The sequence below is a fragment of the Rhodococcus sp. KB6 genome (assembly GCF_001445685.1).
GTDB lineage: Bacteria > Actinomycetota > Actinomycetes > Mycobacteriales > Mycobacteriaceae > Rhodococcus_F > Rhodococcus_F qingshengii.
In genome coordinates this window covers 595321-621264 of sequence record NZ_LNAK01000134.1, presented here as the reverse complement: position 1 = coordinate 621264, position 25944 = coordinate 595321, and the positions used below count along the sequence as shown (strand labels likewise).

The 25944-nt window shown below is 64.4% G+C and carries 24 protein-coding genes; 2 read left to right on the top strand and 22 right to left on the bottom strand.

Features of this window, described 5'->3' with window-relative positions; all coding sequences use genetic code 11:
- Window positions 1–293: 293 nt before the first annotated feature.
- The 11 genes from ASU23_RS22875 to ASU23_RS22825 all read right to left on the bottom strand — a co-directional run bounded on the left by ASU23_RS22875 (window position 294) and on the right by ASU23_RS22825 (window position 12750).
- The gene (locus tag ASU23_RS22875; protein WP_253741437.1) at window positions 294–1493 is read right to left on the bottom strand and encodes a glycosyltransferase 87 family protein; all 1200 of its coding nucleotides are present in this window, start codon (window positions 1491–1493) and stop codon (window positions 294–296) included.
- Window positions 1494–1550: 57 nt separating this feature from the next.
- A complete protein-coding gene (gene pyrF, locus ASU23_RS22870) occupies window positions 1551–2372 on the bottom strand; it encodes an orotidine-5'-phosphate decarboxylase (protein WP_007728008.1) in 822 nt (273 codons plus the stop codon).
- Complete coding sequence (gene carB / locus ASU23_RS22865) at window positions 2369–5725, bottom strand: carbamoyl-phosphate synthase large subunit (protein WP_003945010.1); 3357 nt, start codon at window positions 5723–5725, stop codon at window positions 2369–2371. The genes pyrF and carB overlap by 4 nt, the downstream gene beginning before the upstream one ends.
- The gene (gene carA / locus ASU23_RS22860; RefSeq protein WP_007728009.1) at window positions 5725–6900 is read right to left on the bottom strand and encodes a glutamine-hydrolyzing carbamoyl-phosphate synthase small subunit; all 1176 of its coding nucleotides are present in this window, start codon (window positions 6898–6900) and stop codon (window positions 5725–5727) included. Before carA ends, carB begins: the two co-directional genes overlap by 1 nt.
- Complete coding sequence (locus ASU23_RS22855; protein ID WP_003944773.1) at window positions 6897–7463, bottom strand: transporter; 567 nt, start codon at window positions 7461–7463, stop codon at window positions 6897–6899. Before ASU23_RS22855 ends, carA begins: the two co-directional genes overlap by 4 nt.
- 6 nt (window positions 7464–7469) lie before the next feature.
- Complete coding sequence (locus ASU23_RS22850; RefSeq protein ID WP_003944990.1) at window positions 7470–8777, bottom strand: dihydroorotase; 1308 nt, start codon at window positions 8775–8777, stop codon at window positions 7470–7472.
- A gap of 26 nt (window positions 8778–8803) precedes the next feature.
- Complete coding sequence (locus tag ASU23_RS22845) at window positions 8804–9748, bottom strand: aspartate carbamoyltransferase catalytic subunit (RefSeq protein WP_003944883.1); 945 nt, start codon at window positions 9746–9748, stop codon at window positions 8804–8806.
- Window positions 9745–10386, bottom strand: a complete 642-nt coding sequence (pyrR, locus tag ASU23_RS22840) for a bifunctional pyr operon transcriptional regulator/uracil phosphoribosyltransferase PyrR (RefSeq protein WP_003944977.1) — start codon at window positions 10384–10386, stop codon at window positions 9745–9747. Before pyrR ends, ASU23_RS22845 begins: the two co-directional genes overlap by 4 nt.
- A 173-nt stretch (window positions 10387–10559) precedes the next feature.
- Entirely contained in the window at window positions 10560–11057 is a 498-nt protein-coding gene (nusB, locus tag ASU23_RS22835; protein WP_007728014.1) for a transcription antitermination factor NusB, read from the bottom strand.
- Window positions 11058–11621: an elongation factor P gene (gene efp, locus ASU23_RS22830; RefSeq protein WP_003944958.1), complete on the bottom strand. Its 564-nt coding sequence runs from the start codon at window positions 11619–11621 to the stop codon at window positions 11058–11060.
- 34 nt (window positions 11622–11655) lie between these two features.
- Window positions 11656–12750 carry a Xaa-Pro peptidase family protein gene (locus ASU23_RS22825; protein WP_003944812.1) on the bottom strand — a complete coding sequence of 365 codons (1095 nt, stop codon included), beginning with the start codon at window positions 12748–12750 and terminating at the stop codon, window positions 11656–11658.
- A gap of 111 nt (window positions 12751–12861) precedes the next feature.
- Here ASU23_RS22825 and ASU23_RS22820 point away from each other — a divergent pair, with 111 nt between their 5' ends.
- Window positions 12862–13470 (top strand): B-4DMT family transporter, encoded by a 609-nt coding sequence (locus tag ASU23_RS22820; RefSeq protein ID WP_058038756.1) that lies wholly within the window; start codon window positions 12862–12864, stop codon window positions 13468–13470.
- Window positions 13471–13557: 87 nt separating this feature from the next.
- Here the strand turns inward: ASU23_RS22820 and aroQ are convergent, their stop codons facing one another.
- The 11 genes from aroQ to ASU23_RS22765 all read right to left on the bottom strand — a co-directional run bounded on the left by aroQ (window position 13558) and on the right by ASU23_RS22765 (window position 25315).
- The gene (aroQ, locus tag ASU23_RS22815; RefSeq protein ID WP_003944916.1) at window positions 13558–13986 is read right to left on the bottom strand and encodes a type II 3-dehydroquinate dehydratase; all 429 of its coding nucleotides are present in this window, start codon (window positions 13984–13986) and stop codon (window positions 13558–13560) included.
- Window positions 13983–15092, bottom strand: coding sequence for a 3-dehydroquinate synthase (aroB, locus tag ASU23_RS22810; protein WP_003944873.1), 1110 nt, complete (start codon window positions 15090–15092; stop codon window positions 13983–13985). Before aroB ends, aroQ begins: the two co-directional genes overlap by 4 nt.
- Before the next feature lie 25 nt (window positions 15093–15117).
- Window positions 15118–15627: a shikimate kinase gene (locus tag ASU23_RS22805; protein ID WP_030536425.1), complete on the bottom strand. Its 510-nt coding sequence runs from the start codon at window positions 15625–15627 to the stop codon at window positions 15118–15120.
- 13 nt (window positions 15628–15640) lie between these two features.
- Entirely contained in the window at window positions 15641–16828 is a 1188-nt protein-coding gene (aroC, locus tag ASU23_RS22800) for a chorismate synthase (protein ID WP_003944974.1), read from the bottom strand.
- 111 nt (window positions 16829–16939) lie between these two features.
- On the bottom strand, window positions 16940–17638 hold the full coding sequence (locus ASU23_RS22795) for a S1 family peptidase (protein WP_058038755.1): 699 nt from the start codon (window positions 17636–17638) through the stop codon (window positions 16940–16942).
- Window positions 17639–17863: 225 nt separating this feature from the next.
- Window positions 17864–18385 (bottom strand): A24 family peptidase, encoded by a 522-nt coding sequence (locus ASU23_RS22790; protein WP_231916201.1) that lies wholly within the window; start codon window positions 18383–18385, stop codon window positions 17864–17866.
- 182 nt (window positions 18386–18567) lie between these two features.
- Window positions 18568–19407, bottom strand: coding sequence for a shikimate dehydrogenase (locus tag ASU23_RS22785; protein ID WP_003944839.1), 840 nt, complete (start codon window positions 19405–19407; stop codon window positions 18568–18570).
- Window positions 19397–20707: an endolytic transglycosylase MltG gene (gene mltG / locus ASU23_RS22780; RefSeq protein WP_042445689.1), complete on the bottom strand. Its 1311-nt coding sequence runs from the start codon at window positions 20705–20707 to the stop codon at window positions 19397–19399. The genes ASU23_RS22785 and mltG overlap by 11 nt, the downstream gene beginning before the upstream one ends.
- Window positions 20704–21237, bottom strand: coding sequence for a Holliday junction resolvase RuvX (gene ruvX, locus ASU23_RS22775; protein ID WP_003944838.1), 534 nt, complete (start codon window positions 21235–21237; stop codon window positions 20704–20706). Before ruvX ends, mltG begins: the two co-directional genes overlap by 4 nt.
- Before the next feature lie 2 nt (window positions 21238–21239).
- Window positions 21240–23912 carry an alanine--tRNA ligase gene (gene alaS / locus ASU23_RS22770; RefSeq protein ID WP_058038754.1) on the bottom strand — a complete coding sequence of 891 codons (2673 nt, stop codon included), beginning with the start codon at window positions 23910–23912 and terminating at the stop codon, window positions 21240–21242.
- A 77-nt stretch (window positions 23913–23989) separates the two neighbouring features.
- Window positions 23990–25315, bottom strand: a complete 1326-nt coding sequence (locus ASU23_RS22765; RefSeq protein ID WP_223304671.1) for a replication-associated recombination protein A — start codon at window positions 25313–25315, stop codon at window positions 23990–23992.
- Window positions 25316–25525: 210 nt separating this feature from the next.
- Between ASU23_RS22765 and ASU23_RS22760 the strand changes: the two genes are divergently transcribed.
- A complete protein-coding gene (locus ASU23_RS22760) occupies window positions 25526–25906 on the top strand; it encodes a nuclear transport factor 2 family protein (RefSeq protein WP_003944973.1) in 381 nt (126 codons plus the stop codon).
- Window positions 25907–25944: the final 38 nt, after the last annotated feature.

Below are 25944 nucleotides of genomic sequence, written 5' to 3'. Positions count from 1 at the left end.
TGGCGCGAATTGCTAACCCACCCCCCGCGGTCCGATGCAGATCGCGGTGGGTTATGCGCGTCGAATCGATGTCACGGATCGTCACCGTTTTCGGCTGGATCGAGACGAATTCGACGCCACACGAACGTGCGTACAGTACCGAAATAGACTGTAACACAATGTATTTCGACCCATAGCGTGCGACACCCCCGTGCGAGTGTGCGAAATCGTTACCTGCGGGAATGAACGTGGTCGCCGACACATCCAAAATTTTCGAGCATTTTCGACGCCTATGCGCGTGTCGCGGCCCGTTTTCAGGTCTGCAGCGACGATTTCGGATCGCCGGCGTCGACCGTCTCGGGTTCGATGCGACTCACGCCGGGGGCGGCCAGAGCGAGCACTACCGCGAGGCTCGCCCAGAGCATTGAATTCTCCAGCACGAAGCCGACTACCGGGATATCCATGTCCGCGCCGACTCGAGGAAGCCGAAACAGCACTACGACAGCGGTGAGACCGATCGCGATCCAGGACCACACAGGGACCGATCGAGTGCCCTCCCCCACGCCAGACTTGATCGGAACGAGGAGTACACCGACCGCCGGCACCAACCACACGAAGTGATGCGTCCAGGCAATGGGAGTCACGATTGCCGCCAGCAGAGCCACCACCGTGAAACCGGCGAGATGGCCCCGCAGGCGCTGAGCGCGCCGCGTCGCGACAATTCCGAGGACACCCAACACCGCACAGGCGACGAGCCATGCCGGACCCACCAGGCCCTCGGGAAGTAGCCGCAAGGCCATTCCACGCACGGACTGGTTACCGAACACGGACGGGTCACCGACGGCGACGCGCCCCGAGAGTGAGGCGATGTCGCCGAAGTAGTCGATCGTCTGGCGCGGGAGAACCGCAAAGCCCAGAGCCGTGGCGCCGAGGAAGCCGGCGAGGCCGCCCGCAACTGCTTTCCAGCGCCCGGTGATCACGTAGTAACCGATGTAGACGAGTGGCACCAGTTTGACCGCGCCGGCGATCCCCACCAGCACACCCTCGGGAATCCACCGTGGTCGAGCCAGCACGTCGATCAAGCACAGGAGAGTCAGAAACAACCCGACCTGGCCGTACCCGAGGTGATCGGAGATCGGCGATGCCGCCGTCCACAGGACCAGGAAACCCACGTAGACGACGACTGGCCGCTTACGTGTGAACGGGACTTCGCGATAGCTGAGCACGATGATCGCGGCCAGCATCAGGAGGCTGACGAAACTCCATCCCCACTGGACCGCACCCCAGGAACCCAGGGCGACTGGAACGGCGACGAGCGCAGCGAAGGGCGGATACGTGAACGGCAGTCTCGCGTTGAACGACTCGTCGTACAGGTTCGAGCCGTCGAGGACGGCCTGACCTGCCGTCCGGTACACGGCGAGATCGTCGCCGTGTACGCCGGTGACGGATTGGAACCCGGTGGCCAGCAGCGCGCACGCCGCGACGAGAAGTCCGATCTGCCACCAACGATTCACCGACGGACGGTACCACCGGGTTCCACCGCTCGAACGAGCCTCGAGGTCACTCACGGATCAGTTCGCCAATGCGGCTTCGATCTCGTCTCGGTCACGCATTGCTGCCTCCCGAAGTGCCGATACCGAAGGACCATGCTTGAGCACCCCACGGGAAGTGTTCGGCAGCAGGAGCTCGGTCGATCCCGCGAAGATGTCTGCGAGATCCGCTGCCGTCGCACCCTGAGCGCCGAGTCCCGGAGCGAGAATCGGGCCGTTGAACTGCGACAGGTCCAGACCGTGGTCCCGAGTTGCACCGACCACCAGTCCGACGGTGTCACGGCCGTCGCCGTTCGCATCGACCGCAGCGTCGACGATCGACTGAGCCACGCTCACACCGTCAGTCGACGACTGTTGAAGTACGCCGCCTTCCGGATTGGAGGTTCGTGCCAGGACGAAGATCCCGCGGGCGTTCTGCCGTGCCAGTTCGAGTGTCGGAGTCAGCGCCCCGAATCCCAGGTACGGCGAAACGGTGACCGAGTCGGAGGCCAACGGCGAATCACCCAACCAGGCTTGCGCGTACGCGTCCATCGTCGAACCGATGTCACCGCGCTTGGCATCCGCGACGACCAGAGTTCCCGCATCACGAAGAACCGAGATGGTCCGCTCCAACACGGCGAAGCCGGCGCTGCCGTAAGCCTCGAAGAACGCGACCTGAGGTTTGACCAGTCCGACCTCACCGGTGAAGGCCTCGACGCAGATCTCGGCGAAAGTCTCGAGACCTTCGGCCGTACGCGGCAGTCCCCACGCGTCGAGAAGCGCGGGATGCGGGTCGATACCGACGCACAGCCGCCCCCGGTCCGCGATCGCGGACCGGAGACGCTGCCCCCAACTGTGACTCACGACTGCTGTGCCGGCTGACGAAGACCTGCGTGCAATTCCTGCAGGGAGTGAACTCCGATGTCGCCGCGAATGGCTGCTTCGATGCCCTGCACGGCAGCCGAGGCGCCCTGCACCGTCGTGATGCACGGGATGTTCGACGCAACCGCTGCGCTTCGGATCTCGTAGCCGTCGACACGCGGGCCGTTGTTGCCGTACGGCGTGTTGATGACCATGGCGACCTCGCCGCTGCGGATCTGGTCGACGATGGTCTCGGCACCGGCCGGAACATCTTCACCCGACTGCTTGTACACCTGCTTGCACTCGATACCGTTGCGCCGCAAAACATCTGCGGTTCCTTCGGTGGCAAGAATGGTGAATCCGAGGTCTGCCAGGCGCTTGACCGGGAAGATCAGCGAACGCTTGTCCTTGTTGGCGACCGAGACGAACACCGCGCCCGTGGTGGGCAACGAACCGTAGGCGGCAGTCTGCGACTTGGCAAAAGCCGTACCGAAGTCGAAGTCGATTCCCATGACTTCACCGGTGGACTTCATTTCCGGGCTGAGCAAGGTATCCACGCCGGTACCGTCGGCGCGGCGGAAGCGGTTGAACGGCAACACAGCTTCCTTGACCGCGATCGGTGCACCGGCCGGGGTGTTTCCGCCGTCGCCCTTCGCCGGCAGAATGCCGCTCGCACGCAGTTCCGCGATGGATTCGCCGAGCATGACGCGGGCGCATGCCTTGGCCAGCTGGACGGCCGTCGCCTTGGACACGAACGGAACCGTGCGGCTGGCGCGGGGATTTGCTTCCAGCACGTAAAGGATGTCGTCCTTGAGGGCGTACTGGACGTTGAGCAGGCCCTTGACGCCGATGCCCTTCGCGAGAGCCTCGGTGGAGCGGCGGACGTTCTCGAGATCCGCCCGGCCCAGAGTGATGGGCGGGAGCGCACACGCCGAGTCACCGGAGTGAATGCCGGCTTCCTCGATGTGCTCCATGACGCCGCCGAGGTACACCTCGGTGCCGTCACACAGAGCGTCGACGTCGATCTCGACCGCGTCTTCGAGGAAGCGGTCGACCAGGACCGGACGATCGTCGGAGATCTCCGTGGCGCGCGAGATGTAGTCGGCGAGGGAAGCCTCGTCGTAGACGATCTCCATGCCGCGACCACCGAGCACGTACGACGGACGCACCAGCACCGGGTAGCCGATGCCTGCCGCGATCTCGCGGGCGCCGTCGAACGTGGTGGCGGTACCGAACTTCGGTGCAGGCAGACCGGCTTCGGTGAGCACGCGACCGAATTCGCCGCGGTCCTCCGCCAGGTCGATGGCTGCGGGGCTGGTTCCCACGATGGGGACGCCGGCAGCTTCGAGACGCTTCGCCAGTCCGAGCGGGGTCTGGCCGCCGAGCTGGACGATGACGCCGGCAACGGTGCCCGACTGCGCCTCCGCGCGGTAGACCTCGAAGACGTCCTCGAACGTCAGCGGCTCGAAGTACAGGCGATCAGCGGTGTCGTAGTCCGTGGAGACGGTCTCGGGGTTGCAGTTGACCATGACGGTCTCGTACCCGGCCTCGGACAGCGTCTGCGCCGCGTGGACACACGAGTAGTCGAACTCGATGCCCTGACCGATGCGGTTGGGGCCGGATCCGAGGATCAGAACCTTGGGTCGCTCGGTCTGCGGAGCAACTTCGGACTCGGCCTCGGGATCGAGCTCGTAGGTCGAGTAGTGGTACGGCGTCTTGGCCTCGAACTCTGCGGCGCAGGTGTCGACGGTCTTGTAGACAGGGCGCACGCCCAGCTGATCACGCAGAGCGCGAACGGCGTCCTCACCTGCGTGCGTGTCACCACCGAGTTCGGGGCGCAGAGCCGCGATCTGGCGGTCCGAGATGCCGTGGTACTTGGCCTGACGCAGGGAAGCCTCGTCGAAAGACTCTGCAGCGCGCAGCTTTTCACCGAGCTCGTGAATCTGCTGGAACTGGTCGAGGAACCACGGATCGATCTTGGTGGCGTCGAAGAGCTGCTCGACAGTTGCGCCGAGCGCGAATGCCTTCTCGATGCCGTACATGCGGCCGTCCTGCGGAACGCTCAGATCGGCGAGCAGTGCATCCAGGCTCTCCGTCTCGATGTCGGCGCCGGTCCAGTAACCCGCACGCTTGGTCTCGAGCGAACGCATGACCTTGCCGAAAGCCTCGGTGAAGTTGCGGCCGATGCTCATGGCCTCGCCCACCGACTTCATCGTGGTGGTCAGAGTTCCGTCGGCACCGGGGAACTTCTCGAAAGCGAACCGCGGAGCCTTGACGACGACGTAGTCGAGCGTCGGCTCGAAGCAAGCCGGGGTTTCCTTGGTGATGTCGTTGACGATCTCGTCGAGCGTGTAGCCGATGGCAAGCTTGGCCGCCATCTTCGCGATCGGGTAACCGGTCGCCTTCGACGCCAGAGCCGACGAGCGGGAGACACGCGGGTTCATCTCGATGACGACCAGGCGGCCGTCCTTCGGGTCCATCGCGAACTGGATGTTGCAGCCGCCGGTGTCGACGCCCACCTCACGCAGAATGTCGATGGAAAGGTCGCGCATCGCCTGGTACTCGCGGTCGGTCAGCGTCATCGCCGGGGCGACGGTGACCGAGTCTCCGGTGTGGACACCGACCGGGTCGACGTTCTCGATGGAGCAGACGATCACGACGTTGTCGCGACTGTCACGCATGAGCTCGAGTTCGTATTCCTTCCAACCGAGGATGGATTCCTCGATCAGGACGTTCGCCGTCGGCGACGCGGCCAGACCGCCACCGGCGATGCGGTTGAGATCGTCGACGTCGTACGCCATGCCGGAACCGAGGCCGCCCATGGTGAAGGACGGACGCACGACAACCGGGTAACCGAGTTCGGCGACCGTGGCGTGTACTTCGTCCATCGTGTAGCAAACTGCGGACTTCGCGGATTCGCCACCGACCTTGGCGACGATGTCCTTGAACTTCTGGCGATCCTCGCCGCGCTGGATGGCGTCGAAGTCGGCGCCGATCAGTTCGACGTCGTACTTCTCGAGGATGCCCTGCTCATGCAGCGCCACTGCGGCGTTGAGCGCAGTCTGACCGCCGAGCGTCGCGAGGACGGCGTCGATCTTGTTGCCCTGCAAGGCTTCCTTGGCGATGACCTTCTCGAGGAACTCGGCCGTGATCGGCTCGACGTACGTGGCGTCGGCGAACTCGGGGTCCGTCATGATGGTGGCCGGGTTGGAGTTGACCAGGCTGACGCGCAGGCCCTCCTCCTGGAGGACGCGGCAGGCCTGGGTGCCCGAGTAGTCGAACTCGCAGGCCTGACCGATGACGATCGGACCGGAGCCGATTACCAGGATGTGCTTGAGATCTGTACGGCGTGGCATTAGTTCTTGACTCCGGTTTCTTTCCGTGCGGAGAGCAGGCTGGTGAAGCGGTCGAAGAGGTACGCGGCGTCGTGCGGGCCGGCTGCCGCCTCGGGGTGGTACTGCACCGAGAAGGCCGAATCGTCCAGCAGGCGAACACCTTCGACGGCTCCGTCGTTGGCGCAGGTGTGGCTGACCACCGCGCGGCCGAACGGGGTGTCGAATTCCTGACCGGCTTCGCCTTCGAGCGCGAAGCCGTGGTTCTGAGCGGTGATCGCGATGCGACCGGTCTGATGCTCGATCACCGGGATGTTGATTCCGCGGTGGCCGAACTTCATCTTGTAGGTGCTCAGGCCCAGGGCGCGGCCCAGGATCTGGTTGCCGAAGCAGATACCGAACAGCGGCAAGCCCTGTCCGATGACCTCTTTCGTGAGGTGGACTGCGCCGTCGGCGGTGGCCGGGTCACCGGGACCGTTGGAGAGGAACACTCCGTCGGCCTTCAGGTCGAGGATCTGTTCGAGACTCGCGTTGGACGGCAACACGTGGACGCGAATACCGCGCTCGGCGAACATGCGCGGGGTGTTGGTCTTGATACCGAGGTCGATGGCGGCAACCGTGTACAGCGCCTCCCCGCCCTTCGGCTCGACGACGTAGCCGCTGGTGGTGCTGACCTCACCGGCAAGATCGGCGCCGAGCATGGTCGGCTGATCCTGAACCCGTCGGACCAGTTCGTCATCGGCGGCGATGGCTTCACCGGAAAAAATTCCGGCCTTCATCGAACCGCGAGTACGCAGGTGGCGAACCAGGGCGCGGGTGTCGATCCCGGCGATTCCGACGATGCCCTGTTCTTCGAGCTTGGCCTGCAGCGAACCAGTTGCACGCCAGCTCGAGGTGACGCGCGAGGGGTCACGAACGACGTACCCGGCAACCCAGATCTTGGCGCCGGCACGCTCGCCGGTCGGTCCGACCGACTCGTCGTCTTCGTCGTTCCAGCCGGTGTTGCCGATCTGCGGTGCGGTGGAGACGACGATCTGGCGGTGGTAGCTGGGATCGGTGAGCGTTTCCTGGTAGCCGGTCATTCCGGTGCTGAACACCGCTTCGCCCAGGGTCTGTCCAACCGCACCGAAGGTGGTTCCGCGGAACACCCGTCCGTCTTCGAGGACCAGTACTGCGGGGCTGTTGTCAAAGCCGCTCATGCGTTCTTTCCGTTCTGCTCGATGTCGCCAGAGCTTGCGTCTTCGTTGTCATTCGTCTTGTTCGAAGCGGTCTTGTTCGAAGCAGTCACCGGCTTGACCCAGTCCGGATAAACCGTCTTGTCGTCACCGCGCACGCCCGTGTCGATCTCGGTTCCGCTCGGCAATTCCCAGCGAATCACCAGGACGCCGTCCTTGCTCATGACCTTGCCGGCAAGACCGTTCTCCGTGCGGATCGCGCGGATCGACTTCTCCGGAATCCAGATCGCCGACGCGCCGTCACGCTCGACCAGAATTCCGCCGCTGTAGCGGCTGATCTCGCAGGTGGCGCGGAAACCGAGGTCGCCGACGGCGATACGGTCCTGCCAACTGGGTGCGATGGTGCTGCCGACGTACAGGCCGGTGGTCGGCAGGACGAGCAGTTCACCCAGGGTTGCCGGTACCGTCGGCAGTTCGCCGATCTTGTCTTTCTGGCGTCGAGCGCGTCCACGCCAGCCGACGTACATCAGGCCGATCATCGCGACCCAGAAGATCGCCAGACCGATGATCCACAGTGCTCTGTCCATGACGCGCTACTCCTCGCTACTCCGCAGCCGCACATTCCCGTCGTGTGCGGTGATGCGGCCACGTAACAGTGTGGTCGTGACCCGAGCGGGCAATGTCATCGACTCGTACGGAGTGTTATGCGCGACACTCGCCAGGTCGGGACCGTGGACCGTCCACTCGGCCGACGGATCGACCAATGTCAGGTTCGCGGGCTCCCCCACCTCGATGGGACGGCCCTGATCGTCGAGGCCGACGATTGCCGCGGGGCGCTCGCTCATGACCCGGGCAACACCGCGCCAGTCCAACAGGCCGGGCTGGACCATCGTCTGCACGATGATCGAGAGTGCGGTCTCGAGGCCGAGCATTCCAGGGCGAGCGGCTGCGAACTCGCAGCACTTGTCCTGCTCGGCGTGCGGAGCATGGTCGGTCGCGACGCAGTCGATGATTCCCTCGGCCAGACCCTTGCGCAGCGCGGCAACGTCACTGGCCTCACGCAAGGGCGGGTTGACCTTGTTGATCGCGTCGTACGTCTCGAGCCGTGAATCGTCGAGGAGCAGGTGATGCGGGGTGACCTCGGCGGTGATCGAAATCCCTTGGCTGCGAGCCCACTTCACGAGTTCGACGGTTCCGGCGGTGGAGGCGTGGCAGATGTGAACGCGGGCGCCGGCGTCACGCGCGAGCAGTGCGTCGCGGGCCACGATCGATTCTTCGGCTGCTCGCGGCCACCCGGCCAGGCCGAGACGCGCGGCCGTGGGGCCCTCGTGGGCGACCGCACCGACGGTCAAACGCGGCTCTTCCGCGTGCTGGGCGATCAGGACGCCCAGTGAGCTGGAGTATTCGAGCGCGCGACGCATGATCAGTGGGTCGTAGACGCAGTGGCCGTCGTCGGAGAACATCTTGACCTTGCCGACGCCTGCGGCCATGGTCGCCATCTCGGCGAGTTGCTTGCCTTCCAGGCCCGCTGTGACTGCGCCGACGGGGTGGACGTCGACGAGGCCGACTTCCTGCCCGCGTCGCCAGACGTGATCGGTGATGACCACCGAATCGGCGACGGGACTCGTGTTGGCCATCGCGAAGACCGCGGTGTATCCACCCAGAGCCGCTGCCGAGCTTCCGGTTTCGATGGTCTCGGTGTCTTCGCGGCCGGGCTCACGCAGATGTGTGTGCAGGTCCACGAAGCCGGGAAGCAGGATCTGCCCGCCGGCATCGATCACCTCGGATGCCGTGGCCGGATCGAGGTCCACGCCGATCTCGAGGATCGTGCCGTCGCCGACGAGTACGTCGGTGGGCTCACCTTCTCCGTAGATCAGGACTCCGCGGAGCAGGACACTCACGGGTGATTCTCCGTTCTCGTTTCTGGTCACAGCGCACCGTCCTCCGACCCGACCAGCAGTCGGAACAAGACAGCCATGCGCATGTGTACGCCGTTGGTAACCTGTTGCAGTACAGCAGTTTTGGAGGAATCGGCAACGGCGGATGCAATCTCCATGCCGCGCAGCATCGGGCCGGGGTGCAGGACCACCGCGTGATCGGCCAGCATCGCCAGCCGCTTCTCGGACAGGCCGTAGTTGATCGAGTACTCGCGCTGCGACGGGAAGAAGCCACCGTTCATGCGTTCGGCCTGAACCCGCAGCATCAGCACCGCGTCGAGTCCGGGCAGTTCCGCGTCGAGCGAATGCGAAACCGTGACCGGCCACGTGTGCGCACCGACCGGCAGCAGTGTCGGCGGCGCAACAAGAACAACCTCGGCACCGAGCATCGAGAGCAGCAGTGCGTTGGAGCGGGCGACACGGCTGTGCAGGATGTCGCCGACGATGGCGATCCGCTTGCCCTCGATGTCGCCGAGACGCTGGCGAAGGGTCAAAGCGTCGAGAAGCGCCTGAGTGGGGTGCTCGTGCGTGCCGTCACCTGCGTTGATGACTGCCGGGCCACCGTCGTCGGCCGCTCCGGTCCACTTTGCGATCTGGTGGGCGGCGCCCGAAGCCGGGTGGCGCACGATGAGTGCGTCGGCACCGGCCGCGCGCAGGGTCATCGCGGTATCGCGCAGGGATTCACCTTTGGACACCGAGGAACTGGATGCGCTGACATTGATGACGTCGGCACTCATCCATTTGCCTGCCACCTCGAAAGACACCCGGGTGCGCGTCGAGTTCTCGAAGAACACCGTCATGACCGTGCGTCCGCGCAGCGTCGGGAGCTTGCGTACCTCTCGTCCCAGAAGTGCCTGCTCGAACCGTTCTGCCTCGTCGAGAAGTTCTACCGCGGACTCACGATCGAGGTCCGCGATGGAAAGTAGGTGCTTCACGCGCTCTTACCCCCGGAGATGACTACCGCTTCCCTGCCGTCGTGCTCCTGGAGGAGAACCTTGACGTCCTCGGACCTCGCGGTCGGGACGTTCTTGCCGACGTAGTCGGCGCGCAGCGGGAGTTCGCGGTGACCACGATCCACGAGCACTGCGAGTTGGACCGCGCGGGGGCGGCCCAGATCGCGCAACGCGTCGAGTGCCGAGCGCACGGTGCGACCGGAGAAGAGGACGTCGTCCACGAGAACGACCAGCGCATTGTCGACGCCACCCTCGGGGACGGACGTGCGCTCGAGCGGGCGGTGCGGCTTGTTCCGGAGATCGTCGCGGTAGAGGGTGATGTCGAGAGATCCGATGGGAAGACGCACACCGGAGAATTCTTCGATCTTGGCGCGCAGTCGCGTGGCGAGGGTGGTTCCACGCGTCGGGATACCGATCAGGACCACACGAGGGGCAGTTCCCTCGGGTCCGTCGAGTGCGGTCTTCTCGATGATCTCGTGAGCGATCCGCGCGATGGTCCGGCCCACATCCTGGGCGGACAACAATTCGCGGGTTTCGCTACCTGCCTCGGCACCGACCGGCGCCTTCGAGTTACCTGGACCTGCAAGATCGGATGGGCGAGACCCTTCGGGCACGCTCATGCAGCGACCTCCTTCTCCGCCTCACTGGACGGATCGTTAAAGGATGTCTGACGGTCCCCACCCTATCAGCCGACAGACCTGATCCCGCCGTGCGAGCAGCGACTCCGACCGGTTGTGTGCAGACACACAACGCGCTCGGTGACACTCGCACGGCGGTGGTGGAACAAAACTTGCTACTCGGTACCCGAATCCGATTCCTGCGCGCGCTGGGAGGTCGCGGCCGCAGCCGATCGAACCTGCGGCGCAACGAGAACGACCTGGCCGAGGATTCCGTTGACGAATCCCGGAGAGTCGTCCGTCGAGAGCTGCTTCGCGAGTTCGACGGCCTCGTCCACGGCGACAACCGGCGGAACGTCCGTCGCGTGGAAGAGCTCCCACACGGCGATACGCAGAATCGCACGGTCGACGGCGGGCAGACGCTCGAGCGTCCAGTCCTGCAGATGCGAGGAGATGACCTGATCGATCCGGTCCAGATTCTCCGCAACGCCGGACACCAACGTGACGGTGTAGGCCGCGACGGGTGCTACCGCGTCGTCCTTGACGGACAGATCGGAACGCTCCGACGCCAGTGCGACCGGATCGAGGTCACGTGCCTCGGCTTCGAAGAGGAAGTCGACGGCACGCTTGCGCGCCTTGTGGCGTGCACCGAGTTTCTTATGTGTGCCGGACACTCAGGAATTCACACGCCCGAGGTAGTTGCCGTCACGAGAATCGACCTTGAGCTTGTCACCGGTGTTGATGAAGAGCGGGACGTTGATCTCGGCACCGGTCTCGAGGGTCGCAGGCTTGGTGCCGCCGGTGGAGCGGTCGCCCTGCAGGCCCGGATCGGTGTGCTTGACGACGAGCTCGACGGTGACCGGAAGCTCGACGAAGAGGGGAACGTCTTCGTGGGTCGCGACCTGGACTGCCATGTTCTCGAGCAGGAAACGCGACTGGTCGCCGACGGTGGATTCGCTGATCGACACCTGGTCGTAGGTGTCGCCGTCCATGAAGATGTAGTCGCTGCCGTCGTGGTACAGGTACGTCATGTCACGACGGTCGACCGTGGCGGTCTCGACCTTCACACCGGCGTTGAACGTCTTGTCCACTACCTTGCCCGAGAGCACGTTCTTGAGCTTGGTGCGCACGAAGGCAGGGCCCTTGCCGGGCTTGACGTGCTGGAACTCGATGATCGTCCACAGCTGGCCTTCGATCTGCAGAACCAGACCATTCTTGAAATCACTGGTGGAAGCCACTTGCTTCGCGTCTCCTAGGGGTCGGGAAACCGTCTCAGACGACGGTAAGGTCTTTTGCGGTCAGTGTGAGCAGCTCTGGCCCCTGCTCACGAACAACGAGCGTGTCCTCGATCCGTACACCTCCGCGCCCGGAGAAGTACACGCCCGGCTCGACGGTCACCGCCGCGCCGGAAAGAAGTGTACCGGTGCCGAGCTTGCCGATCCCCGGTGCTTCGTGGATTTCGAGCCCCACACCGTGGCCGAGGCCGTGCAGGAACAACTCGCCGTAGCCTGCATCGTCGATCACCGCACGGGCGACGGCGTCGACTGCCGCACATTCGACACCCGGCGCGAGCGCGTCGCAACCGGCAGCTTGCGAACGCGCGACGAGCTCGTAAATCTCCCGTTGCCAATCGGAAACGGACTCGAGCACGTAGGTCCGTGTCATGTCCGAGTGGTACCCACCGACCTGGGCGCCGAAGTCGAGTTTCACGAAGTCACCCGACGCCAGGATCGCGTCGGTCGGTCGGTGATGCGGAATCGCCGAGTTGGCGCCGGCCGCCACGATCGTCTCGAAGGAAATACCGTCCGCCCCGTTGTCGAGCATCAGATTTTCCAGCTCGCGGCCGACCTCTCGTTCCGTTCGGCCAGGTCGCAGACCGCCGCGAGCGATCAACTGCGCCAACGCGACATCGGCTGCGGTGCACGCGGCTCGCAACAACTCCACCTCGTACTCGTCCTTGACCATGCGCAATTGTTCGACGAGTCCACTCACCGGTTCGAACCGGATCTTCGGCGCTGCTTCGGTCCAAGCCCGATGTTCGGCGAACGTCGCCACATGTGACTCGAACGCGAGAACGGGCGCCGTGGACTTCTCGATCAAGTGCGCAGCACTCGAACGGGCGATTTCGGCCCGAAGGTCCGGCACCTGCTCTGACACCTGCGTCACGTAGCGGCCGTCGGTGCAGATCACCGTCTCACGCTCGTCGGACGCTGAATCGGATGCACTGACGACGAGCGCCGCATTGGAACCGGTGAAACCGGTGAGGTATCTGATGTTGAGGAGATCTGTGACGAGAATCGCGTCGAGTTCGCGCTCCGAGAGGAGGCGTCTGAGGGATTCACGGCGTGTTCTGAAGTCGACCGGCATCCCTCGAACCTACCGCCCGCGCAGACCTGCCGATCAACTCGAAACTCGCGGTTACAGCAATAAGTGTGGGTTAGGCCACAAGGTGTAATGGGTTCTAGTTAGGCTGTACCCATGAATGCGTGGTTGGTACGTGGCCTCGGCATGGCCCTGATACATGTTGTGTTTCGTGCGTTGCTCGGTGCAGCGATCGCACAGTGGCCACTTCAGGGGTCCACCCTGCGCTGGCTGTCCCTGTTGATCGTCATCGTCTTCGCCGCGATCTGGGGTGGTATCGACGGCATTCGTGACCGCCAGAACTTCCCCGAACCCGAGGACGGCGCCGATCTGACCATGCTGTGGCTCAAGGCCGCATTGGTCGGCGGGTTCGTCGCCGGCGCTGCCAGCTGGGCACTCAGCCTCGTCCCCTCCCTCGAACTCACCCAGCAGGGCTTGTTCTTCGAGGTGACCTCCGGTGCGGCGTTCACGATCCTTCTCATCTTCGTCCCCGCCATGATCGCCATCACCGTCGGACGCTTCTTCGTCAGCCGTGAACAGCGCAAGAACGGAACAGCTCCGCAGACCCCGTCCCACGAGCGTCACCACGAACCGGTGCCCGTCAGCGAGGGCTACGACTCCCCCACCGAGCAGCACGCATACAGCGGAGCCGCGATGTCCGTCGAGGAATCCGACGCCGATACCGCGGTCTTCCCGGCGATCGATCTGGGCAAGCGCGAGCAGTAACGCCCACCGTCCACACAACCGAATGCGGCCCCGAGGATATTTTCCTCGGGGCCGCATTCGTGTGGCTGTTTTTTCGACTTCCCTCGTTCAGCCTCGCTCGGCGAGGAACCTGATCGCCAGCGGATACGCGGCGACGCCGAGTCCGACGATCACTCCGGTCGCAATCGGACTCAGGTAGGAGTGGTGCCGAAACTCTTCTCGCGCATGAACGTTCGAGATGTGTACCTCGACGAGACCTGCGGTCAGTTCGGCGCATGCATCTCGCAGGACCACCGACGTGTGCGTCAAGCCACCGGCATTGAGGATCACCGGTTCCCCCGCGTCCGCCGCGTCGTGGATCCAACCGAGCAGATCGCCTTCGTGATCGCTCTGACGGACGATCACCTCGACGCCGAGCTCCTTGCCTGCCGCGACGCACAATTCGATCAGATCGTCGTGTGTGGTCGCGCCGTAGACCTCGGGCTGACGCTTACCCAGACGCCCCAGATTGGGTCCGTTGACGACGTTGATCCTCACAACAGGACCGTTCCGCCGGCCGGCCGCGCATCGCGGGCAATCGCGGAGTACGCCGCAACCAGCAGACTCGGATCCGGCCCCTCGAGGCGACCCGGCTTGGCCAGTCCGTCGAGGACCACGAAACGCAGCAGCCCGGCACGGTTCTTCTTGTCGGTCTGCATTCCCTTCATCAGATCGCCGAACGCATCACCGTCGTACGACGTCGGCAGCCCGACGAGATCGAGGATCGACTTGTGACGATCCGCGGTGGCGTCGTCGAGTCGGCCCGCGAGCCGTCCGAGTTCGGCAGCGAAGACCAGGCCGACGGAGACAGCGGCACCGTGGCGCCACTTGTAGCGCTCACGACGTTCGATCGCGTGGCCGAGGGTGTGGCCGTAGTTGAGGATTTCGCGCAGATCCGACTCGCGCAGATCCGCGGCCACGACCTTGGCCTTGACCTCTACGGAGCGCCGAATCAACTCGGGCAGAACAGTTCCCGACGGATCGAGAGCTGCCTTGGGATCGGCTTCGATGAGATCCAGGATCACCGGGTCGGCGATGAATCCGGTCTTGATGACCTCGGCCATGCCGGCAACGATCTCGTTGTGCGGCACAGTCTCGAGCGTCGCGAGATCGATGAACACCGCTCCCGGTTCGTGGAACGAACCGACGAGGTTCTTGCCCGCTTCGGTGTTGATACCGGTCTTGCCGCCCACTGCTGCGTCGACCATCGCGAGCAAGGTGGTGGGGACGTGAACTACCTTGACACCGCGCATCCACGTAGCCGCGACGAAGCCGGTGAGGTCGGTCGCCGCTCCCCCGCCCAAACTCATGATCGCGTCGCTGCGAGTCAGGCCGATCCGGCCGAGCACGTCCCAGCAGAAGCCCGCGACAGCAAGATCCTTGCCGTCCTCGGCATCGGGGATCTCGATACGGTGGGCGTCGATTCCCTTCTCCGCCAACGCAGCCCGTACGGCCTCCGCGGTCTCTGCCAGCGGCGGCTGATGGAAGATCGCGACAGTGCGCGCGCCGTCGAACTCGGCAACGAGATCACCGAGCAGGCCGCGGCCGATCACGACCGGGTAAGGACTTGCGGTCTTCACCTCTACACGTACGGGTTCGGTCACTGCTCCACTACTCCGCTCCGGTTGTTCATTTGTCTTGAAGTTTCGACACCAGTTGCCCGACGACACGCGCCGGACTTCGGCCGTCGGTCCGAATCCGAATCGTGGCCGAACGCCGGTACAGCGGACGACGACGCCTCATCAACTCCTGGTACTTGACCTTGGGATCTCCGCCGGCCAGCAGCGGGCGATGATTGTTCGCCCCAGTGCGGCGAAGCCCTTCGGCGACACTGATCTCGAGGTAGATGACCGTGTGCCCCTGGAGCAGTTCGCGCGTGCGATCGGAGAGGATCGCACCACCGCCGAGCGAGACGATTCCGTCGGTGGCCTGCAACGCTTCGCGAACCACCGATTCCTCGATCTCACGAAACCGAGGCTCTCCGTCATGGGTGAAGATCTCCGGGATCGTCCTACCCGTGGTCCGTTCGATCTCGGCGTCGGTATCGACCAATTCGAGTTCGAGTGCCTGCGCGAGACGTCGACCGATGGTCGATTTGCCGGCACCGGGCGGACCGATGAGTACAGCCTTCGGCTTCATCGATACGTGAGTCCTATCGAGGCGGTCGGGCTGCGATGCCCTCGGCGTAACGACGGTAGTTGGCAGTGGTTTCAGCAATGGAATCACCACCGAACTTTTCGAGTGCGGCCTGAGCCACGACGAGCGCAACCATCGACTCGGCGACGACGCCGGCAGCCGGAACCGCGCACACGTCGCTGCGCTGGTGGATGGCAACCGCTTCCTCGCCGCTCTCCATGTCGACCGTCGCCAGAGCGCGCGGAACCGTCGAGATCGGCTTCATCGCGGCGCGAACTCGAAGAGCCTCACCATTGGTCATGCCACCTTCGATACCGCCTGCGCGGTTCGTGGAGCGCACGATGCCGTCCGGGCCCGGGCGGATTTCGTCGTGAGCTTCGCTGCCACGACGGCGCGCGGTCTCGAAGCCGTCGCCGACCTCGACACCCTTGATGGCCTGAATTCCCATGAGAGCAGCAGCAAGTCGTGAATCGAGACGCTCGGCGCCGCTGACGAAAGTGCCGAGTCCGACCGGCAGGCCGTGGATGACGACCTCCACGACGCCACCGAGGGTGTCGCCGTCCTTCTTCGCCGATTCGATTTCGGCGATCATCGACTCTTCTGCAGCCTTGTCGAATGCGCGGACCGGGCTCGCGTCGATCGCGTCGAGATCCTTGCCCTCCGGCACGGGTCCGACGTACGGCTCGGAAGCACCGATGGAAATAACGTGTGAAACGACCTCGGCACCGAATACCTGACGCAGGAAGGACCGTGCGACGGTTCCAGCGGCCACGCGGGCTGCGGTCTCGCGAGCGCTGGCGCGCTCGAGGACGGGACGCGCATCGTTGAAGCCGTACTTGAGCATGCCGCTGTAATCGGCGTGTCCGGGACGCGGGCGCGTCAACGGGGCATTGCGAGCCTGATCGGCGAGCAGGTCCGGGTCGACCGGGTCGGCGGACATGATGGTTTCCCACTTGGGCCACTCGGTGTTGCCGATCTCGATGGCCACGGGGCCACCGAGCGTAAATCCGTGGCGGACACCGCCGATGATGGTGACCTTGTCGGCCTCGAACTTCATCCGTGCGCCACGGCCGTAACCGAGTCGACGACGGGCAAGTTCCGACGAGATGGCCTCAGAGGTCACTTCGACCCCCGCGACCATGCCCTCGAGCATCGCGACGAGGGCGGGACCATGGGATTCTCCGGCAGTTATCCAACGCAGCACGCCGACCATCTTTCCACGTCGCAGACCTCAGTTGTCACAGTGGTCCTCCCGGTGAACACAGATGGCCCACACGCACGAGGCGTGTGGGCCATCTCAGAGGTACCTGTGGGTCTAGAACAGGCGGAATCCTCCACCGTTTGCGTTGATGTCAGCCAAACCGATGTTGATGTCCGCCGAGTTGTCGGGAGCGTGGAACGGCGGCGGAAGCGGCTCGAAGCAGTACGGCGGGTAGCCGTTGCTGATCAAGCCCACCAGGCGGTCACCGACGACGAGCGGTCCACCGGAATCACCGGGAATCGAGCACGTGTGCTCGACGATCTCACCGTAGACGGAGTCGTAACCCCAGGTGATACCGCACGTGGTGCCGGTCGAACGGCCTTCCTTGCACACGATCGTGCCCGGGGCCGGCGGGGCGCCGATTCCGTTGATCGTCGTGCCGCCGACGGTACGCAGCGGAGCTACCTTGGCGTCGTCGAGATCGATCACGGCGATGTCCGAGACCGGACTCGAGTAAGAGAACCGACCGATGGGTCCGGCCTCGGGCAGGTACTCGGCGAACACCCGGTCCCCGACAACTCCGCAGTGTCCGGCGGTGAGTGCCACGAGAGAACCGGCGTTGTCGTAGCCGACCGCGGTCAACGTGCATGCTGCAACTCGGTCAGGATCGGAGTGATCCACGTCCGGCAGCAGGATTCCTGAGCCCCCGCCCAGTGCCACCGATGAAGGTGCAGGCGCGGCGCCGGCGACGCCCGCTCCTGCAGCCACAGCCGCCAAACAGGCTGCCGCAGCGACGAAAAGCCTTGTGCGCATAGGTTCCCCCGATAATCGAGTGCGAAACGAGATTCGTTTTGTCCCATTTCCGAAACCTCAGTGAACGTCAGGGTGTGGACATTCGGCAAGTCCGACTCGCCGCATACTGGGACCGCGCGCTGGCAATACCCGCATTTATGAAACCGACGGTTACGTCTTTCCTGCAGTTCACCGTCCGTCGTTGAACGGTCAATAACGCCAGACTTCTCGCGGATGTTGCACTCGTCACGTCAGCCAGGCAAACGCAATCGAACCGCAGGCTGCCAGGCACATCGAGGGTCCGTGCGCAATGGGCGAATTGTGGGCTACCGGCCCTCGTCTTCGCAGTTCCAGCGCGGTGCCCAGCGTTGCGGTGAGCACCGAGGCAGACACCAACGACCACAGCCAGGCGTCCGCTCCCACCAATCCGGTCACGGCGCCCAGAGGAAGCGAGAGCTTCACATCGCCGACGCCCATGGAACCAGGCGACATCACGTGCGCCAGGAGGTGGATTCCGGCGAGCAGTGCCGACCCCACCACCGCCACCCACACCGTTCCCGACACCGTCGCGTAGACCATCACGACGGCGTAGCCCGGCAGCGTGAAACTGTTGGGCAGCCGACGCACAGCCAGGTCGACAGTCGAGATCGCGACGCACCACCACACCACGGCGAGACCGGAAAATAACTGCACCACCGAGGTATTCAGCGCACCGACGACAACCCAGCCTGTTGCGACGGCGCACTGCGGCACACAACAGAAAGTCACGACTGGTCGATAACCGTGTCGCCGCAACCAATTGTCGACGATCGCCCGAGCTCCGAAGCCAGCGACTACCCCCGAGCCTGCCAAGACCATCAACGTCCACATGGTTTCGAGCTTGGCGTCTGCCGTTCGCCAGCGGCAGACTACGAATCGTCTTGTGGACTACCTCGACACTGTGAACAGACCTAAGCGATAGCGGCTGCCATCGCCTCTCGCGGAGCGGGCTTGCCCGTGAACTGCTCTACCTGCCCGAAGGCCTGATTGAGCAACATCTCGAGGCCACCGATCACCGTGCCATCGGCCGCCTCGACAACCGAAGCAAGTGGCGTCGGCCAGGGGTTGTAGATCGCGTCGAGGACAAATCGCGCCTTCCCCAATTGCTGGGCAAAGGGCGCTGCCGCTTCCGCGGGAACGGTACTGACCAAGACCGAGGATTCGGCGCAGATCCCGCCTAGCCGTGCGTCGTCGAAGGCGACCAGATCAATGTCCAACCCGACAGCACCGCCGCATTCGATGGCACCGGATGCGCGCCCCGGATCACGCGCGACCACGGTGACTGTCCGAACTCCCATGTCGGCCAACGCGACCAATGCCGGCCGCGCGGTGCCGCCCGCGCCGACAACTACCGCCGAAGTGCCGCTGAGATCGCCGACACCGCCGGCGATCAACGCACCGCTGACTCCGTCGACGTCCGTGCAGTCGGCACGCCAACCGCCGTCGATGCGAACCAGGGTGTTGGCCGAGCCGATGGTCACCGCTCGCGGTGTGCGTTCGGTGGCATATTCGAGTGCTGCGATCTTGCCCGGCATCGTCACCGAGAGGCCGATCCATTCGGGGCCGAGTGAGTCGACGAGGGCAGGCAACTGCTCGCCGGTGCATTCGATCCGCTCGTAGGTCCAATCGCTCAGCCCCAAAGCCGCGTACGCCGCAAGATGCAGCAACGGGGACTTCGAGTGAGCGATCGGGCTTCCGAGAACTGCCGCCTTACGGGGCGTCGCGAGCGAAGTCGCGGTACTACCGTCCACTGTCGAGAATCCCACTTTGCTGTGCCAGTTCGATGTTGGCCAAATGCTCCTCGTAGCTCTTGGTGAAGAGCGTCTGGCCTTCCTTGTTGATCGTGACGAAGTACAACCAGTCACCGGCCGCCGGCGATTCCACGGCCTTCAGCGCGTCGATGCTCGGCGAAGCGATGGGCGTTGCAGGCAGACCCGGCATTGCGTACGTGTTCCACGGCGTGACGCGCTCACGGTCGGCATCCGTGGTTGCGACCTCGGTGGTGTCGAGTGAGTAGTTGACCGTGGAGTCGAACTGCAGAGGCTGATCGACTGCGAGTCGGTTGACGATCACCCGCGCGACCTTGGCCATGTCAGCGGGCAACGCCTCACGCTCGACCAGCGACGCTGCCACCAACAACTGGTACGGAGACATTCCGACCCCGCTGCCGGCTGTAAGAATTCCCGTGGCCTCGTACTTGGCGGCGCTACCCTCGACCAACGACCGCAGGATCTCGGTGGGCGTCGCAGTGGGATCGAAATCCCAACTGCTGGCGGCGATCAGGCCTTCGAGCTGACGGTCCTTGTCCGGCACGCTCTTGACCGACGACATCGCCCATTCGGGCACGCCGAGCGAAGCCAGATCGGAAGATGCTCCCGCAGTGTTCAATTCGTCTGTCGAGACACATTTCTGAGCGGAAACCGGGCCGACACAACTCGCCTCGGAAATGAGGTTGTAGATGCCCTTCTTGAGCGAGCCGGTCTGCGCGTCCGAACTGTCGTGCAGCTGACGCCCTTCGGCGATGACAACACTGCCGACTCGGGAGTCCGGGGCAACCAAGGTGTCGAGTGCGCTCGCGGCGCTACTCTGCACCGGCACCTGGTAGAAGCCGGGTTGCACCTTTTGGATCTCAGACGGATTGGCGATCGCCGCGTTGTAGAAAGCAGCGGAACTCGCGACGACGTTCTTCGCCTCGAGCGTCGCACCGATCTCCGATGCAGTTTCTCCACTGTTGATCTGGATGACCACGGGTGCGCCGCCGGGGCCGGCAAAATCCTCCGCGGTCTTGTTGCGATCCATGTACCAGAGAGCGCCGTATGCACCGACACCGAGGACTGCGATCACCAACACCAGCAGGGCGAGAACGCCGACCTTCTTGCCACGCTTGGCGCGCTTGTTGCGCGCTTCGCGTTGCTTGCGTGCCTCGGCTCGCGACATATGCGGCGGATCGATGTTCTGCGGCAGTGCACGCATGACCATGGTCTCGTCGTTGTCGAAGTCGAACGAACTGGTGGGCCGGCTTCCGCCGCCCTCATCCCACCGCGCGTTCACAGATCGCCCTCCAGTGCAGCGTCCTTCGACGACTCCCCTGGTTTCACAGCTCTACTCCGCTCGTCCAGCCAGCCTTGCAGGATTTCCACCGCCGCAGCCTGATCGATCATCGGTCGCTGGCCGCGTGCCTTGACTCCACTTTCGCGGAGATTGCGCGCAGCCGTGACGGTCGTCAGTCGTTCGTCGGACAGTCTCACCGGGATCGGTTCGACGGCCCGCTGCAGTCGTTTGGCGAATGCAGTCGCGATACCGGCGGCTTTACCTTGCTCACCGCGCAGCGTCTGTGGCAGTCCGACGATAACCTCAACGGCCTCGTATTCGGACACGATGGCGATAATGCGCCGGATATCCGGCGCGTCGGGCCCACGCTCCTTCGAGCGTGGAACCGTTTCCACCGGTGTCGCGAGGATGCCGTCGGGGTCGCTGGACGCGACGCCGATGCGAACACTGCCCACGTCGATGGCGATGCGCCGCCCGCGACCAGGGTCGTCGATGCCGGGGCGATCGGGACCCTGCTGCGTAGCCACCACCGTCAGCTGCCGCCCGCCAGCTCTCCGACTCTGTCCCGGATCGCATCGAGCGCCGCCGGGATTCCTGCGGAGTCCGAACCCGAACCCTGGGCCATGTCGGGTTTTCCGCCGCCGCGGCCACCGATCTTGGGACCGAACGACGCGACCAGCTCGCCGGCCTTCACACCGAGACCTTGAGCTGCCTTGCTCGAGGCGACCACGAACGGAACCTTGCCGTCGACGTCACCGAGCAGAGCTACGACGGCAGGTTCGGAGCCGAGGCGACCCTTGATGTCCGTGACGAGGCTGCGCAGGTCGTTTCCGCCGACTCCGGCGGGAGCAGGCTCGGCGATGACGAGGACACTGCCGATGCGCTTGGCCTTGGCGACGTACTCGCCTGCCGACGCCAGCACAGCCTTGGCCTTGGTCTGCTCGAGTTCCTTCTCGGCCACCTTGAGTCGCTCGACGAGCGCCTCGACGCGGGTGGGCACCTCTTCCGAAGGAACCTTCAGCGAGGAGGAGAGTCCGGCCAGGAGCGCGCGTTCCTTGGCGAGGTAGCGGTAGGAGTCCAAACCGACGTACGCCTCGACGCGTCGGATTCCGGAGCCGACCGACTGCTCACCGAGCAGCGTGACCTGACCGATCTGTGCGGAGCTTCCGACGTGAGTGCCACCGCACAGTTCCATCGAGAACGGGCCGCCGATTTCGACGACACGAACCTCGTCGCCGTAGTTCTCACCGAAGAGTGCCATCGCACCCATCGCCTTGGCCTTGTCGAGATCCGTGACAAATGTGTTGACCGCGTAGTTCGACGCCACGGCTTCGTTGGTAAGTGCCTCGATGTCCTGCTTCTGGGAGTCGGACAGCGCGCCCTGCCACGAGAAGTCGAAGCGGAGGTAACCCGGCTTGTTGAGCGAGCCTGCCTGCACCGCGTTGGGGCCGAGCACCTGACGCAGTGCAGCGTGCACCATGTGGGTGCCGGAGTGCCCCTGGGTTGCACCCTTGCGCCACTCGGCGTCGACGTGCGCGAGTACGACGTCGCCCTCGGTGATCTCACCCTTCTGCACCGTCACCTTGTGCGTCCAGACCTTCTTGGCGATCTTCTGTACGTCGTTGACCTTGGCTTCGAGGCCCGGCGCGGTGAGCGAACCGATGTCGGCGATCTGTCCACCGGACTCTGCGTAGAGCGGGCTTCGGTCGAGGATGACCTCGACGTCCTGACCGGCCTTCGCTACCGGGACACGGACGCCGTCGACGATCAGTGCGAGGACGTGAGCCTCGGAGACGAGTTCGTCGAAACCGGTGAACTCGGTGGCGCCTCGGTCGAGCAGTTCCTTGTAGACCGTGAGGTCGGCGTGGGCGTGCTTACGAGCCTGAGCGTCGTCCTTGGCGCGCTTGCGCTGCTCGGCCATGAGCGTGCGGAAGCCGTCCTCGTCCACGGTGAGACCGGCCTCGGACGCCATCTCGAGCGTGAGGTCGATCGGGAAGCCGTAGGTGTCGTGCAGTGCAAACGCCTGATCGCCGGCGATGACCGACTTTCCGGACGACTTGACCGTCTCGGCAGCATTCTCGAACAGAGCAGAACCCGAAGCCAGCGTCTTGAGGAACGCGGTCTCCTCGCCGACGGCAACGTTCTCGATGCGCGTGAAGTCGGTTTCCAGAACCGGGTACGACGGCGCCATCGTGTCGCGGACGACGATCATGAACTCGCGCATGGTGGGCTGCTCGCTGCCGAGCAGTTTGGCCGAACGCACGATGCGACGCAGCAACCGGCGCAGGACGTAGCCGCGGCCGTAGTTGCCGGGGTTCACACCGTCGGCGATCAACATCGCTGCGGTGCGTGCGTGGTCGGCGATGACGCGGAAACGGACGTCTGAAGTGTGGTCGGTCCCGTAGACACTGCCGGTCAGTTCGGCGGCCTTGTCGATGACGGGGCGGAGAAGATCTGTCTCGTAGACGTTTTCGACGCCCTGCAGGAGGAACGCAACGCGCTCGACGCCCATGCCGGTGTCGATGTTCTTCTTCGGCAACGGTCCGAGGATCGGGTAGTCGCCCTTGTTGGTGCCCTCGCCGCGCTCGTTCTGCATGAACACGAGGTTCCAGATCTCGATGTAGCGATCCTCGTCGGCTTCGGGGCCACCCTCGACGCCGTATTCGGCGCCGCGGTCGTAGAAGATCTCCGAGCAGGGGCCGCACGGCCCGGGAATGCCCATGGACCAGTAGTTGTCCTTCATGCCGCGGCGCTGGATGCGCTCTTCGGGCACTCCTACCTCGTCGCGCCAGATCGAGAACGCTTCGTCGTCGTCGAGGTAGACGGTGGCCCACAGGCGCGTGGGATCGATGCCGTATCCGCCGTCCTCGACCGAACCTGTCAGCAACTGCCAGGCGTGGGAGATGGCTTCCTTCTTGAAGTAGTCACCGAAGGAGAAGTTGCCCGCCATCTGGAAGAAGGTGTTGTGGCGGGTGGTGATGCCGACCTCTTCGATGTCCAGGGTGCGGACGCACTTCTGCACGGACGTCGCCCGTGAGTAGGACGGCGTCTGCTGCCCGAGGAAGAACGGCACGAACGGAACCATGCCCGCGTTGACGAACAGAAGGTTCGGGTCGTCGAGAATCAGCGAGGCGCTGGGCACCTCGGTGTGGCCGGCCTTGACGAAGTGGTCGAGGAATCGCCTGCGGATCTCGTGGGTTTGCACTAACCGGTCCTTACCTTCAAGAGCGTCGAGCTATGGGTGTCCAGACTAACGCGTCGGCCGGTGGAACCTGGCAGGCGTCAGCCACGAACTATTCGGCGAAGTTTGCTCACCCGATCGGCGATCTCCCGCTCGTTGCCGTGCGCGGTGGGCTGGTAATAGTCGACACCCACCAGATCGTCCGGTGGATACTGTTGCCGCAGAACACCATCACGTGTGTCGTGCGGGTACTTGTATCCGACTGCGTTGCCCAATTGCTCGGCGCCCTTGTAGTGCCCGTCACGCAGGTGCGGCGGTACCAGTCCGGATTTTCCGGCGGCCACGTCGGCCATGGCCGCGCCGAGTGCGGCGATGACCGCACCCGATTTGGGAGCCGTCGCCAGATGAATGGTGGCCTGTGCCAGCGCCAGACGAGCCTCCGGCATACCGATCAGCTGCACTGCCTGCGCCGCGGCGGTGGCAGTCTGCAGCGCCATCGGATCAGCCATGCCGATGTCTTCGCTGGCGTGAACCACCAGACGCCGTGCGATGAAGCGAGGGTCTTCGCCCGCGGTCAGCATCCGTGCGAGGTAGTGCAGGGCGGCGTCGACGTCTGATCCACGAATGCTCTTGATGAATGCACTGATGACGTCGTAGTGCTGATCTCCGGCACGGTCGTACCGAACCGCGGCCTTGTCGACACTGGCCTCGACGGTCGCGAGGTCGAGCACCACCGGGCCCGAAGCGTCACCGGCCGTGTCCAGTGCAGCTCCGGCGGCAGCCTCGAGTGCCGTCAGGGCTCGGCGGGCGTCGCCGGCCGCCAGACGAACGAGGTGTTCCATCGCGTCGTCGTCGATCGTGATCGCTCCGCCGAACCCGCGTTCGTCGGCGACAGCGCGCTCGAGCAGTTCCTGGACATCCGCAGCGGTGAGCGATTGCAGTTGCAGGACCAACGAGCGCGACAACAGAGCGGAGACGACCGAGAACGACGGGTTCTCGGTGGTCGCGCCGACCAAGAGCACGATGCGGTTCTCGACCGCGGCGAGCAAGGCGTCCTGCTGGGTCTTGGAGAAGCGATGAACTTCGTCGATGAACAAGACGGTTTGTTCGCCGTTCAGCAGGCGGCGGCGCGCGAGTTCGATGACACCGCGGACTTCTTTGACTCCGGCGGACAGAGCCGACAGAGCCTCGAACCGGCGGCCGGTAGCACCCGAGATCAACGATGCGAGCGTGGTCTTGCCGGTGCCGGGAGGTCCGTACAGAAGTACCGATGCGGCGCCGGACCCCTCGACCATTCTGCGGAGTGGCGCGCCGGGCCCGAGTAAGTGCTGTTGACCGACAACTTCACCAAGAGTGAGCGGACGCATGCGGACAGCCAGAGGAGCACCGGGCGGCACCGAGGACAGGGCGCGCTCGGCTACAGACACGACATCTGGTTCGTCGACGATCGCGGATTCCTCCGGAGTTGCCTCGAACAGGCCGTCTTCCGCCACCACGCCGTCTTTCGCCCCCACACTGTCTTCCGCTTGCCAATCGCTCACGAATCGACGCTACTAGAGACCACCGACGCCCGACACAATCCGCTGTTCCGCCAGCCCTCACCCAGTCGTGAATCCGCATTGGATAGCGTTGTCGCCATGAGCACCTCCGAGATCGCCACCGTCCTCGCGTGGCACGATGCACTCAACTCCCAAGACGTCGACACTCTGCTGCAGTTGTCGAGTGACGACATCGAGGTAGGCGGCCCCAAGGGCGCGAGCCAGGGACTCGCTGCCCTGCGCGAGTGGGCCACCAACGCCGGCATCACGCTCGTCCCCGGAAAGATGTACGTCCACCACGGCGTGGTCGTCGTCGAACAGACCGCAACGTGGGCGGCCGAACCGGACAAGTCCGCGACCCTGGCCTCTGCTTTCCGAGTCGTGGCCGACCAGGTGACGTCGACGTTCCGGCATCCCGATCTGGCGACAGCGCTCGCGGCGACGGACCTGTCCGAGAACGATCTGGTCTCCGACAACTGATCGGACTCGACCCAGAAAGGGCGCTCGTGCTTCGTGCA